We start from the raw sequence: 16,170 nt of genomic DNA on the forward strand, positions 1-16,170 counted from the left end.
AAAATATTTTTTAAAACTTTATTTATATTTTTATTAATAACTAGAATAAACGAAAATAACTTTTTTATAGATATTTTAAGTTAATTACGATGATATGTTTTAATGCTATTTTTTTAATAGTTTAAATAGACATTAATAAATACAAATATGTTTTAACATTTTGCTTTTATGAATTATTTTTAAAAGTAGTAGAATATATATGTTATAAATTTTAATTTATAAATTAATATTCATAAAAAACGAAAGGAAAATATGGACAATAAAAAGAAAGTCATAGCTGGCTTACTCGGAACTGCAGCCGTGAGTTCAGCAACTATAGCAGCAACCTTAACAATAAGATGTGCTCAAAATGGCGAAAATATTAATGACCATATCATAAAAGAGATAAATGCTTTAGATAAAGACGTCTTATCTGAAATAGATAATCTAAAAAATAGTCCAGATTCTTATGAAGTAATTTATAAAGCAAAAGATGCTTTAGAAAATGCTAAAAATAAGAAGAAAGATATTTTAGATATTATCAAAGAAACTAAAGCAATAGGCAAAAATATTGATGAAGCTTTAGCAAAACTTGATAAAGATATCGAAACTCTTGAAAAGGAATTAAATAACAATAGAACTTATAATGAAGATAGAGCTAAAAAGTTAATCGACAGATTATCTGATTCAAATAAAAACAAAGAAGAATTAAAAAAACTTCTTGAAAAAGATCCTTTATCTGATGATGAGTTAAAAAGTATTATTGACAAATCTAATGAAATTTTAGATAATGCTAAAAAAGATGCATTATCTGAAATTGATAAACTTAATGATTCTGAACTTAAAAAAGAATTATTAGATAAATTAAACGATCCTAATGTTACTGAAGAAGCTCTTGCTCCTTTAAAAGAAAAAGCAAAAGAACAATTAGACAAATCTAAACAAGAAACATTAGATGAAATTAATAGATTGAGCGATCCAAAGAAAAAAGAAAAACTGTTAGAAGTTATTAAAAACCCTAATAGTACAGAAGCTGAAATTAATAAAGCTAAAGAAGATGCAAAAAAAGCAATCGAAGAATTAAAAAAAGAAGCATTAAAAGAATTAGATAAATTAAATGGTTCTTCTAATAAAGAAGAATTTGAAAATAAAATTAATGCTGATAACATTACTGAAGATGCAATTAAAGAAGCATTAAAAGAAGCTAGTGCACTTTTTGATAAAGTTAAAGAAGATGCAAAAGCTAAAATAGCTGAATTGACTGATGACGCTTTAAAAGCTAAATTGCTTGAAGAATTAGATAAAGCAAAATCTATTAATGATATTAAATTAGTTGAAACAAAAGTTGATACTTTAAAAGAAATTGAAAGCATTACTGATGATGCTTTAAAACAAGAATTAACAAATAAAGTTAACGAAATCACTCCTGAAACTGAAAATGCTATTGATAAAGCTAAAGATTTAGTTACAGAAGCTCAATTAGCTAAATTACCATATCCTTCTGGTATGCAAGCTCCAGCTGTTAGTGAAATTAGAGATAAAATAAACGCTATTAAAAACAATGAAGCTTTAAGTGAAGCTGAAAAAGAAGCAAAAATTAAAGAAATTAAAGATACTTTTGCTGATTTAACACAAAAAATAAATGATGCTAAAGAAGCTATTAACAAATTAAGTGAAGCTAAAAAACCATCATTGTTATCACAACTTGATAATGCAAATTTAATTCATGGTGAAGAAGTTAATACTCCTCAAGAATTTGATGAATTAAAAGCTGCTATTGATAGTGCAGCAGCAAATGATAAAGCGAGTGCTGCTACCGTAATCGATAATATTACTGGTTTAACAACTGCGCAAAAAGAAGATTTAAAAAATAAATTAAAAGATTCAGAAACAGATACAATTGACGAAATTAATAAAATTATCGATGAAGCTAATGTTAGAGCTGCTAAAAATGCTTTAGAAGACAAAGTAAAAGCAATGAAGTATCCTACTGATGATACAAATCCAAATGATTTTGCAACAGCTATTGATAATTTACTTATTGAAATTAATAGCGATGAAGAAGGCAAAAAAATTGATACATTAGAAAAAGCTAAAGCTTTTGAAAACAAAATCAATGAAATGAATCCAGTTATTGAAGAAATTAGAAAAAAACTTGGTGAAGTTACAGGTGATAAAACAGCTTTAGTTGAACAATTTAAAAATGCTGATACTTTAAAAAAACTTAATGATACTTTAGCAGCAGTTAATGAAAAAATAATGGAAGAATCTATAGCTGCTAAAAAAGCTGAATTAGATGCTATTATTGATGCTTTAGCTTATCCTAATGCTTCAGCTACTGCTAAAGGTGATCTTAAGGCATTGTATGCTGGTGATAAAACATTAGAAGAATTAGAAGTTATTAGAGCTAAAATTCAAGATGGTGAAAATAGTGTTGAAAGTAAATTAGCAGAAGCTAAGAAAAAAATAGCTAAATTACCAACTAATAAACAAGAAGCTTTAAATAATCAATTAAATTTAACAGATACTGATGCTGAATTTGAAGCATTAAATCAAGCTATAGCACAAGCTATGAATGAAACTAAAGACGCTAAAAAATCTGAAATTGATTCTTTAACTAATTTAACTGATGATCAAAAAGATGCATTAAAACAAGAAATTGATAGAGCTGATAATGATGCTGAAATTGAAAGAATTAAAGGAAAAGCTGAATTATTAGACAAAATTGCAGAAGCTAAGAAAATAATTACTCCAGATGATTATGCTTTAGCAAATGATCCTGAAGTAACTAAAATTATTGAAAATACAATCAAAAATCTTAATGATTTAATTGAAGGTGCTAATACACAAGATGAAATAGCTAAAAAGAAAGCTGAATTAGATAGATTAAATGAAAAATTAGCTGAATTAAAACGTAATATTGAAAGTTTAACTGATGCAGATGTATTAAATCCTGAAGAAACCAAAAAAGAATTAGCTAAAGAATTAGCTAAAGTAGATAATTTAGATGAAGCAAGTTCAGTTGAATTAGAAATTGAAAAAGCTAAACTTAAAAAATTAGCTGCTGATTTAGAATATCCAGGGAAACCTTCTGCTGATGCTAATCCAAAGGTATTGCCTACAGCTGTAACTGATATCCATGAATTAATAGATGCTGTTGATACAACAGTAGAAGACAAAGAAGCTGTTAAAGCTAAATTAGCTGAACTTAAAAAGAATATTACAGGTAAAGAATCTAGTGATTTACCAGCTAGAATAGCTGAAGCTAAAGCTAAAATAGCTGAAATTAGAGAAACAGCAGAAAAAGCAAATAGAGAACCTGCTTTACTAGCTGAATTAAATAGAGCTAATACTCCTGAAGAATTTGATGCTTTATTAGAAAATATTGCTTTTACAAAAACATCGTCTGATGTTGAATGACGTGACAAATTAAAAGAAAACCTTAAAAAACAAGCTGAAGCTTTAGGATATCCTGGTGGTTCAGGTTCACAAGCTGTTAATGATATTAAAACTATAATTAATGGTTTAACAGATAAACAATTAGAAGAATATGCTGAAACAGGCATTGATGCTTTAGATAAAAAAATTAAAGCTGCTAAAGATAAAATTGCTGAATTGTCTCCTTCTAAACAAACTGAATTAAATAATTTATTAAACTCAGCTAATACAGATCAAGAATTTACTGATTTAGACAGAGCTATTAAAGAAGCTAAAAATACTGGTAAAAATGAAATTGAATCTAAAATTGATTCTTTAACTAATTTAACAGAAGATGAAAAACAAACTCTTAAAGAAGAATTATTAAATTCTGACGGTACACCAAAAACAAATTCAGAAATGAATGATATTCTTTTAAAAGCTAAAAAAGATGATCTTAAAAAACTAATTGATACAATTCCTTATCCTTCTGGAACAAGTTCAGATGCTAACAGAATATTAAAAGGTGAAGTTGCTGCTTTAAATAGTGAAACTGATTTAGACGCTAAAAAAGAAGCGCTAGAAAAAATAAAAACAGCAGTTACAAATGCAAATGAAAGAATTGCTGCTTTACCATATGCTCCTGAAAATGGAAGTGCTATACCTGAAGGTAAAAGAAATCTTAACAATAGTTTAAATTCTGCTACTACAGAAGAAGCTATTAATGCTTTAGCTCCTTCAACTGAAAAAGACAAAATGGATAAATATAATGAACTTATTAATTCAACTAAGAATCCATTTACAGCAGGTAAAAAAGCAGAATTAAATTCTTTATTAAATGCTTTACCAAATGAAGAAAAAGAAAAAGAATTAAAAGAAGCATTATATAATGCAAAACGTAATCAAGTTATTGCTGCAATTAATGGTTTAACAAACTTAAGTTCAGCTAAAAAAGCAGAATTAACAAATGCTTTAGCAACATTTACTGAAACTGATAAAAACTTAACTCCTAATCAATTAGAAGCTAAACTTGAAGAATTAAACAATAAAATTCTTAAAGCTAAAAGAGAAGATGTTAAGGCTAAAATTGAAGCTTTACCATATCCAGGTAATAAAGAAGATAATACTCAAGATACAGCTGAAGTTAAAGAATCATTTACCACTTTAAAAGATGGAGTTGATACCTTAGATGAAGCAGGTATTGAAGCTAAATTACGTGATTTAGAAACATTAAAAGATAAAATTTTAGAATTAAAAGCTAATGCTGAAGATATTGTTAATACAGAAGCAGAAATAGAAGCATTTGAAGAATTAAATAAATTAACAAATCCTACTGAAACATCTGCTATTGATTTAGCTATAGCAAAAGGTAATGGAATTGATGAAATTGATAAATTAACTAATTTAAGTACAAGTCAAGCTACTGAATTTAAAAATCAAATTAAAGCTGTTACTTCTCAAGATAAAATTCAACCAATTATTGAAAGTGCTAAATTAGAACAAAAAAGAGCTAGAATTAAGAATTTAGTAGATACTATTCCTTATCCAAATGTTGGCCAAACTGATCAAAATCAAGATAATACTAGTGTTGCTGCTTCAAAACAAGCTATAAAAGATTCATTAAACGGTTTATCAGATTCTGAATTAGACGTAAAAGAAGCAGAAATTATAAGACTTAAAGAATTGATGCAAACTAAAAAAGATTCAGTTCCTACATTACCTTATCCAGACACCAATGCTGCGGCTAAAAATTTAATTTTAAATGCTTTAGATAAAGTTACAAGTATTGATGAATTAAATCAAGTATTACCAAATGATTGATCATCAAAAGTAACAAAATATAAAGATATTATTACCAATTACACAAATAACGATAGTAGTTTAATTAGTAAATTAAATGAAACTTATCCTACTAGTCCAAGCGCTGAAAATAAAGATGAAAATAGTTTAAAAACTGCTATTTTTAATAATGTTAAAAATCCAATTTCAGAATTTATTAACGCTGCAACCTCTCAATTTACTCCTGATAAAAAGAGAGAATTATTGCAAAAATTAGATGCTATAACTGAACCTATTGCAACTACTACTCAAGAAGAATTAAAAAATAAATTAGATGCTCTTAATAATTTATTGGTTGAAGCTAAAAAAGAACATTATAAAGGTGAAATTAATGCTTTAGTATTACCTACAAATAATTTGGCAAAACCAAATACATTAGCTTCTGATTTTTCTACTTCAAAACAAAATCTTATAAATAGTATTGTAAATCCTATTAACAACAAAAATGATTTTGCTACAGTAGAAACTAAAATAAGCAGTATAAAAGATAAATTCACTGAAATTTCTAATTTATTAAATAATTCAACTAAATTTAATGATAAAAATAATGAAGCAAAAAATGAATTTATTAAACAATTAGCAAAAGCTGATTCAGAAGACAAAATTAATTCATTAAAAGAAAGAATTGAAAAATACTTAAATTTAGAAGAAATAATTGATGGAATAGATCCTATTACAAATGGTGGTCCAGATGATCAACCAAGACTAGCTAATGAAGGTTTAAATAAATTAAAAGCTGAACTAAGAAAGAAAATATCTACAGCTACAACAACAGAAGCTCAAGAAACATATAGAAATTTACTAAATGCTAATGCTACATTAGTTTCAAACTTAAAAACTTCATTATCAGGAGATATTTTAATTGCTAGAAGATTATTAGAAGAAGCTTCTACTAAAACTAATCCAACTGATTTAACAGAAATAGCTACTAGAGCTAGAGAAATTAAAAATGTTATTCAAAGAGAATTCTGAACTCATAATAATGGTAATGAACTAAGGGATAGAATTAGAAATCAATGATTAACAGGGCCTTCTGATAATCCTAGATTTGATATAAATAATCCAGATGCTAACATCAATGATTATTTAACTTATGATGACTTAATAAAAAAATTATTAACAAGAACATCAGTAGCAGATGTTAGAAATGTTATTGCTGAAATTCCTAAATATAAAAAATTAGTTGAAACAAAAAGAAAAGCAAATGAAATTAATTCATTAATTCAAAATGCTAGTGATAACAATGATCCAGCTAAAAGAGCTATTGAATCATTAAAATATAAAGCTTTAACAGATAATACAGCTAGTGATATTGAAACTACAAATAAATACTTAGGTAATGTTGTAAAAGCAAATGGACAAGTTACAAGTGGATTCTATAAAGATGCACACGATACATTAAATTCAATAGGTAATGAAGCTAATAGATCTGTTTTAAAAGGTCTTTTAGATAATGTTGCTACAAGTTTAAAAGATACAAATGTTAAGACAAATATTGATAATTTGAGAGTTAAAATAAATGAATTTAAGCAATCATACGACGCTGCAAAAAGAGCACTAGATCAATACAAAGCAAATCCAAATAAAAATGATGATAAAGTTATAGAACTTGAAACAAAATTAAATTCAGTTACTACTAAAGAAGGAACAACAGGTGCTGACGCATTATTAGCTGAAATTAATTCTGCAACAACTGAATCTAATAACAAAAAACCTGCTGAAGTTGCAAAAGCACAAGCTGAAATTGATAAATTAGATGCTGCTAGTTCAGTAAGAAAAAGATTACAAAGAGAATTAGATGCTGAAAAAGCTAAAGATGTAGTTGATCAAACAGTTCTTGATGGAATTAAACAAGATGTTGCAACTGAAATAGCTGCAATTGATACTAAAAAAGTTAGAATTCAGGAATTATTGGGTCAATTACCTGCTAATAATACAGTTAAAACACAAGAAGAAGCTAAAGTTGATGCAGTTAAAGAATCTTCAGGTTATGATGCTATTATTAGTGCTTTAGAAACTGAAAAAAATAAAATTGATACAGCTAAAGCTGAAGCACAAGCTGAAATTGATAAAATTACAAATCAAGATGAAAAAGATAGATTACAAGGATTATTAGATTCAGCAGCAAATGTTTCAGATATTAATAATGTTAAAGCTGCAGCTGAACTTCAATTAGCAAAAGAAGCCGCTATTGCAGAAATTAATAAATTAACACTTGTAACAGATAAAAAAGGTTATATTGATAGAATTAACGAAGCTACATCAGATGCAGATATAAACGCTATTGTAGAAGAAGCTAAGCTAGAAAACAATAAAGAAAGAGTTAAAAATTTAGTAGATACTATTCCTTACCCTAATGTTGATTCAAGTGCAGTAGATACTGCAAAGGCACATATTAAAGAAGCTATTGATAGAATTACTAATACAACAGATTTAGCTACTAAAGAAACTGAAATTAATAATATCAAGACAAAGATGACAACAAAAATTACTGAAACAGATAATTTACCTTATGTTACAAGTAATTCTCCTGCTAAAACTAAAATTAAAAAAGGTCTTGATACTATAGAACGTCTTTCTGACTTTGATAGAGTTCTCCCTGATGATTGAAATGATAAAGTTGCAAAATACAAGAAAATCGTTTTAGATAATTTTGGTGATGTTTCAGGATTGTATACATATAGAGTTGATAATACATATCCTTTAGGTCAAGCAGAAAACCTTGATGAATATAATCTTCAACTACAAAGTTTTGATACATTAAAACAAAAAGTTATTTCTTATATTGATGATCGTAATTCTAAAATATCAGCTACTAAAAAAACTGAATTAAAAAATCAATTAAATGCATTGCAATCCCCTACACAAAATACAACTTTTGATCAATTTAATGATTTAATTAATAGTATAAAAGCTATTAAAGCAAATGCTGAATTAGAACATAAAAGAGGTCAAATTTTAGAAAGACTAAACGGTTGATCAGCTGATAATAATGACGCAAAAACAGAATTTAAAAAACAAGCTGATAATGCTGCTGACTTATCTAAACTTGAAGGTTTAGAAAGAAAAATAGACAAGTATGCTGAATTAGAAAGAATCATTACACACACTGTTTCAAACACAAACTATGGCAATGGTGGTTCTTATCAAGATAGAAATTCTGTTAACGCATCATTAATAAGTGCTAAAGCTGAAATGAGAACTAAATTATTTAATAATATAGCTACTGAATCTGCGATGGAAAATCTTAGACCTCTTATTAATAAATTTAGAGATTTAGGATCTGCATTAAGTTCAGGTTTAGGTAATGATATCCTTCTTGCTAAGTCATTGTTTGAAGAATCAAAAACAGCTAATACAACAGATAAAATGCAAGCTATTATTGATAAAGTTCAACCAATTAAAGATGCTGCTAATAGATATTGAAGTAATTCAACAAGAGCAAATTTTGCAAATAATGCATCAAATAGAGATTGACCTACTAATGGAAGATTTAATAAAACAAGACCTACTGAAAATACTGATAAAGTTGTACCATATTCTGATTTAACAGATAAAATGAGAACTAGAACAACAGCTGCAGAAATTGATGCCATAACAAATACAGAAGTTCCTAAATTAGCTTCTTTAGTTAATACAAAAAGAAAAAGCACTTCTGATAGAAATATGCCTGATAATGTAAAACAAGCATTAACAAATAAAGCTTTAGAAGCTAACAATGCTGCTGAAGTTGATACTATAAACAATTACTTTGGTGATGTTTCTAGAACAAATGCTCAAATTACAGGCGGATATTACAAGGATGCTAAAGAACAAATTGAAGCAGTGCCTCTAAGTAATAGAACTGATTTACAAAGAGATTTAGATAATGTTACTACAGATAATAATGGTGATGTAACTGGAAACATTGATAAATTAAGAGATAAGGCTCGTTTATTTAAAGAAGCTTATAATTCAGTTGATACAACTTTAAATAACTTTAAAAATTCTTATGGTAGAACTGATCAACAAGTTAGTGATTTTGAAAGAGCTTTAGCATCTGTAACCACAAAAGCACAAGCTGAGGCATTAAAATTAAGAATTGAAAATGCGCAAAGAGATAATAATACAAAAGCTGCTGATGTTCAAGCTGCTCAAAACGCTATAAATCAATTGCCTAATGGCAATTCTGTTAGAACTAGTTTACAAACTAGATTAGATAACGCTAATAGTGCTAGTGGAAATAACAAAGCTGATATTGAAACAATTAAAAATGAAGCAACAACTGAAAAAAATAAATTAGATACAGCTAAAAGAGAAGCTAAAACAGCAATTGAATCTATACCTTATCCAGCTGGAACAAGAGCTGAAGCTATTGCAAACTTAAAACAAACAGTGGATCAAGCTACAAATGTTGCAGATATTAATACAATTAAAAATGTTGAAGTTCCTAAATATATAACAGCTGTAACAGAAGCAAAAGATGAAATAAATAAATTAAAATCATCAGACCCTTATAAAAATGAATTAAATGATAACTTAAATTTAGCTGATACAATTGATAAAATTAATCAAGTAAAAAATAAAGCAAAAACAAAGTTAATAATAAATAGTTTACCTGATGAAAATAAAAGTGCATTAGAAGAAAAATTAAACAACGCTACAAATAATGCTGAAATTGAAACTATAAAAAGAGAAGTTGAAACAATAATTTGAAATAATAATAAAAAAGATGTTACAGATAACTTCATAAATAAACTTAAAGATGGAGATAGAAAAAATCAAATTATTCAAAGATTAAACAACGCTACAACAAATAGTCAATTAAATGACATTAAAAAAGAAATTTCACAAATTATCAGCACTGAAAAATCTGAAATTTTAAAAATATTTGATAACTTATTGAAAGTAGATTTAACTAATAGAGATATTCAAAATGCTTTAAAAGCTAGATACACCGGTGGTAATGAAATAACACTAGATCGTATACCATTGCTTGTAGATAAAGCTACTACTGAAAAACAGTTGGAAGACATAAAAAATGCAGTTAACAATCAAAAAGAAGCTGAAAAAACTGATCTTTCAAGACGTACTAATGGTAATAGTGTAAGTGAAATTAGTTTAATGAAATCTAAACTTGTTGAAGAAATAGATAGTAAAGTTTTAAGAAATGAAAATCCTCAACCTAAACCTACTAGCGGAGAATGAGCAAATTACTCAAAACAAGACTGAGATAATGCATATACAGATCAAAGAGATAGAGAAAAGTTCCAATTATATGAAACAATAAGAAATGCATCAACACCAGAAGCATATAAAGCTGCAAAAGTTAAAGTACAGCAATTTATAGATAAGTATTGAGATAAAACGTATGTAGATACTGGTTCTTCTTGAAAACAACCTATTAAAGATAAAATTTCAGATTGAGCTACTAGAAGTGTTAATAGAACTGGTATTAGTTCAAATATTAGAAGTCAAGATATAGAGAACGTAAAAAGAAAAATTGATAATGCAAAAAACGATAGAAATGAAGTAAATAATATTGTCAAAGATTATATTAAATATACATTCTTTATTCAAAGAAGACTAGTAGCATTAAAATATATATTTAATGAAGTAGTAACCGATTTAAAAACAGGACAAGATAGAAATAGTGATTATTCACAAAAAATAGATACAATTAATAATGAATTTTCTTCAGGTGGTACAATATCTAACTTAAAAACAATTTCTGAAAAATTATTTTATGAATTAGAAACTTCAAATTATTGATTAAAAGTTAGAATTAGAGGTATGTTTCAAACTGATATATTAGATTGATGAGTTAATAATATAGTTGAAAATGATACAATGACACTGGATCAAAAATTTGAGTGAATTGATAAAATTGCAATTATTACTGATAGAGCTAATGCTTTAAATGTTTTAAGGAATGATTTTATAAAAGCAGGATTTAGAAATATTCTTAATATTAATAATACTAATCCACATCCTGATTATATCTTCCCTAATGAATTTATTACTTCAGAATGAAGAGAGCAATTAAAAGTTTAATTTATTTTTAGTAACTTTATATAAGTTAATATAAAAATAAAATTGTAGATAATTTTGCGTAAAAAATCTCCTAATAGCAAATATTTAAAATTAAAATATTTATATAGGACATTGCTAAATTGTAATTTATATCTTCATATGGTAACCAATATAATTTGGTTGCCATTTTTATATCTTATTTTTAAATATTACTATTAGGCTACAAAAGCACAGCTTACGCAGTTTTATTACTTTTATTTTTGCTACTTTTTTTAAAAAAAGTAGAAATAAAAAAAGAAAAACTCATAACGTTTTCCTTTCTATTTTTTAATTTTTCAAAATAAATTTCTTGAATTATTACTGTTACGATTTGTTGTTTGTTAACTATAAAATTTTTCGTTATTTAGAATATTTATATTATTTTTTTTAAAATTACTATAAAATAAACTTTTTTAAATAAATTATTTTTTATTTTTTAATAAAAAATAATTGTTTTTAGCATTATATTAATTAGCTTATATAGTTAATTAATATTTATAATTAAATATGTTATTAATGTTGTAAGAAAGGACTAAAATGAATAAATTTAATTTAAGTGAATTAAAAGAAAAATATTTCGATTATTTAAAAAATAGAGACCTAAAAAAACAAACTTTAAAAATGTATAAAATTATATTAAAAGAAATTGATGGGTATTATACAAAAGATGAATTTTTCTTACACGCAAATAAAATAATTAATAATTCTAATTTAAGAAATAATACAAAAGCTTTAAGATGCAGAATTTTTTTAGCTTTTACTAATAAAATAAAAGAATTTACTAATGAATTTTGAGATGATAGTAAAATAAAGAGAAAAAAAGCTGAACAAACTAGAATAGCATATACAGATAGTGAAATTAATTTACTTTTAGATGAACTAAAATACTTTAATAATATAAAGTTTGAATATATTTTTAATTTTTATTACTGACAGGAATTAGAATAAGTGAATTTGAAAATATTGATTGAGTAAAGTTTGTAAAAAGAAAAAATACAAACGATTATTTTATTAGAGCAAATAAAAATAATAATGAAAGACCTTTATTTTTAAGTGATGAAGTAGAAAATTTACCCTTTAACGCTAAATTAAAAGGTTTTAAGAAAAATTTTATATCATTGATACCTAAATTAAAAATAAGTATTCAAACTATAAAAAATACATTTACTCTTTTTAAACATTTTGTAATTAAAAGAAACCCTTGATTTAAAAAAGTTATTTTAGCGCACTTATTAAGACATACTTTTATAACAAATCTTTTTACAAATGGTTTTAGTGCTGAAGAAATAATATTTTATACAGGGCATAAAAGTCCAGAAATATTAAGACAAACATATATTTCAAAATGACATAACTACTATTATGAACTATATCAAGATAAAATAAATAATAAAACTAAAAAGGCTGCAAAAATTGAACAAAAGTAACTTTTAAGTGAAGTAATTACTTTAAAAATAGATGATTTAAAAAAATTTATAAAACAAACTATTCAAGATCAGAATAATAATAATTTAGAAGATAAACTAAATAATCTTAATTTATTTTTACAGAAGAATTAATTTACTAAAATTACTTTTTTATAAGGTATTTAATAAAAAATAACACTTTTATATTAAGTGTTATTTTTATTATTTTAAAATTCAGGATGTGAATAGCTTATTCTTTGTGCTTCTTCTCTTAGTTCATTTAATCTATCTTCATCTCATTCAGCATCAACAATAGGTTTTAATCTATTATAAGAGTTTCTATGAGTATATTGTAAAACATTTACTCTAGCAGAAGCATCAGCTTTTGGTCATTGATTAATATATGATCTAACATCAATTATAATTTGATCTAATTGTGCTTTTGTTGTAGCGTTTTCAACTCTTTGTATATATTGAGCTCTTGTAACAGGAGAAGCTGTTGCAGTTGTAGAAATATAGTTAGCTCATTTTCTAGCTTCATCTTTATTAAGAACTTTAGGAGTTTGCATATCTCTAATTATTTCGTCTAATTCAGCTATGTTTACAGCATTATCAATTCTATCTTTGTAATCTCCTTTATCTTGTAAACTATCAAGAATCATTATAGCTTCATTATATTTAGCATCAAGATTTCTAGCCTCAGCTAATGCTTGATCTTTTATAGTATTTATTTTACTTAAGTCATTAGTCTCTTGTGTATTTGGAGCATTAAGAAGTTTATTTTCTAAACTAGTTTTTAATGTATTTCCATCTGGTAAATTTCTAACAGCATTATTTGCCTCTCTTAAAGCAGTATCAATTTGCGCTTTAAGATTAGTTGCTTGGTTTTTAATATTTTCTAAATCACTTGGAGTAACATTAGGTTTAACTTTTTCACTATTTAATAAATTAGTTAATCTATCTCTTTCGGAATTTCCATTAGGTAAAGAATTTATTGCAGCTTCAGTATTTCTTATATCATTTTGTTTTCTTTGATTTGCATTATTTATTGCAGCATCTATATCGTTTTTTAATTGATCAGCTTGTTCTTTACTTGTTACATTATTTAATCTATTTTGAAATTCTTGAATTTGTTGTTGCGTAACACCGTAAGAATTTCTAAAATTATTTAATGAAGTATTAGCAGAATCATAAGCTAGTTTAAATTCATTAATTATTATTCTAAGATTATCAATGTTTGTTTTAACATTAGTATCTTTTAAACTTGTAGCAACATTATCCAATAGTCCCTTAAATACAGACTTATTTGTATCATTACCTATTGAATTTAAAGTATCAATAGCATCTTTGTAAAAACCACTTGTAACTTGACCACTTTGATTTCTTACAACATTACCTAAATATTTATTTGTTGTTTCGATATCACTAGCTGTAGCGTCAGTTAAAGCTATATGTTTTAATGATTCTATAGCTCTTTTAGCTGGATTTGAATCATTAGCTCCTGAAGGAATTAATGAACTGATTTCTGCAGCTTTAGATTTTGTTTCAACTAATTTTTTATATTTAGGTATTTCAACATCAGTTATTTTTCTAATATCTGCACTTGTTGTTCTAGTTAAAACTTTATCAACTAAATCATCATAATTGAAGTAATTATTCAAGTTAGCATCAGGATCATCAATGTTAAATCTTACATTTTCAGGACCCATTAATCATCTATCTCTTAATGGACCTCTTAATTCATTTGCTTTAGTAGGTGTTCAGAAATTATTTTGTAAGGCAGTATTTAATTCTCTTGCCCTATTAGCTATTTCTGTTAAACTAGCAGAATCTGTTTTAGTAGATGCTTCTTCTAATAATCTTTTAGTAACTAAAATATCACCAGACAAAGTTGTTCTTAAACTTTGAACTAACTCAACATTTTTTGTTAAAAATGAATCTAAATTTTGCATATCTTGAATTGTAGAAGCACTCGCTAATTTGCTTCTTAATGAGTTTTTTAAAGTATCTAGACCCTCATTTGCTTTAGCAATTTGCTTTTGTGTACCTCCGCTTGTAAAAGCAGGAATATTATTTATTTTAGCTATTAATTCATTATATTTATCAATTTTAGTAGCTAAATCAATATAACCTTGTGCTGTTGAAATTTTAGACATTTCTAATGAAAAAATATCTTTTGCAACTTGGTTATTTGCACTAAAAGCATTTATTTTTCTTTTTACATTAGTTAATTCAGTAGCAATTGAATCTAAACTTCTTTGAGTGGCTTCAAATTGATTTTTACTATTAATAGGATCAACAATTGTTTTTATCATTTCAGCTTTTGCTTTCGCGAAATTATCCATCATATTTTCACCATTAATAGTTGTATTTGGCACTGATAAACTATTAATAAAACCTTTAAAATAAGTCTTTTTAGCTTCAATATGTAAATCATTTATTTGTTTTAATATTTCTTCAGTTTGTTCTGGAGTAGTTGCGCTTGATGGTTCTAAAATTGCATTTAATCTTTGAAGTAATGAACTTTTTTCATCAGGTGTTATAAAATTATTAACACTATTTATATATGCTGAAACTTCATTTTTAAGAGTACTAAACAATTGTATTTTTAAATTAGTTTCATTAAGATTATCAGGACTTCCTAATAAATTATCTGGATAAGTTTTATTGAATCTATTATTCATTAATTCAGAGTTATCGCCAAAATATTTTTTAATTATTTCTTTATATTTATTTACCTTATTGCTTCAATCATCAGGTAAAACTTTATTAAAATCAGATAACGTTGTTATATTATCAAGACCTTTTTTAATACTTGTTTTAGCTAATGCATTAGGATTTTTATAACCTAAATTTTCAACTTCAGCCTTTTTAATAACCATTTTTTCTTTAATATTTTCTATTTCAGCTCTTTTATTAGTTAAGTCAGTTTCTGAATTTATATTTTCTATAGCATTTTTTATCGTTTTTTTAGAATTAGAAACAGCTGTTGAATCGACATTAGGATAAGAAATAGAATCAACTTCTAATTTTAGCGCTTCCTTTTTATTTTGCAATTTAGCTTCTTCTAAAATTGAAGTTATTGCATTAGAATCTACAGCTAAATTTATTCTATTATTAAAACTTGTTTTTTGATCATTAGAAAGGTTAGATAAATTATTAACTTCATCTTTAGCTTTAGCTTTTTCTATTTCTAATTCAATATCTGAAGAATTATTAATATTTATTAATTGATCAATTAATGCATTAATTCTTGCTTTTTCAGTATTATCTTGAATATTTTCAGCATCAGTTTTTAAAGAATTAATCTTAGCTTCTAAATTATTTATTTCACTTAATTTATTTCTAACTTCTTCATCAGTTAAATTGTAAATATTGTCATTTAAAGAATCTAACGAATTTATAACATTTTGAGAGTCATTTTGATCATTATTTAAGTCATTACCAGGATAAGGCAATTTATCAATTTTAAATTTTA

Annotated in this window: 4 protein-coding genes; 3 read left to right on the top strand and 1 reads right to left on the bottom strand. The window is 25.6% G+C overall.

The annotated features are described in order from the left end of the window. The first annotated feature begins 252 nt into the window (after nucleotides 1–252). The 3 genes from EXC47_RS00820 (at nucleotide 253) to EXC47_RS03950 (ending at nucleotide 12,713) form a co-directional block, all read left to right on the top strand. Nucleotides 253–11,268, top strand: a complete 11,016-nt coding sequence (locus EXC47_RS00820) for a GA module-containing protein (RefSeq protein WP_129646197.1) — start codon at nucleotides 253–255, stop codon at nucleotides 11,266–11,268. Nucleotides 11,269–11,823: 555 nt separating this feature from the next. Continuing rightward, complete coding sequence (locus tag EXC47_RS00825; RefSeq protein WP_129646199.1) at nucleotides 11,824–12,234, top strand: hypothetical protein; 411 nt, start codon at nucleotides 11,824–11,826, stop codon at nucleotides 12,232–12,234. A 14-nt stretch (nucleotides 12,235–12,248) separates the two neighbouring features. Then, entirely contained in the window at nucleotides 12,249–12,713 is a 465-nt protein-coding gene (locus tag EXC47_RS03950; RefSeq protein ID WP_235666114.1) for a site-specific integrase, read from the top strand. A 206-nt stretch (nucleotides 12,714–12,919) separates the two neighbouring features. Here the strand turns inward: EXC47_RS03950 and EXC47_RS00835 are convergent, their stop codons facing one another. After that, on the bottom strand, nucleotides 12,920–16,150 hold the full coding sequence (locus tag EXC47_RS00835; RefSeq protein WP_165255919.1) for a GA module-containing protein: 3,231 nt from the start codon (nucleotides 16,148–16,150) through the stop codon (nucleotides 12,920–12,922). Nucleotides 16,151–16,170: the final 20 nt, after the last annotated feature.

Source organism: Mycoplasmopsis maculosa (assembly GCF_900660665.1).
GTDB classification, from domain to species: domain Bacteria; phylum Bacillota_I; class Bacilli_A; order Mycoplasmatales; family Metamycoplasmataceae; genus Mycoplasmopsis; species Mycoplasmopsis maculosa.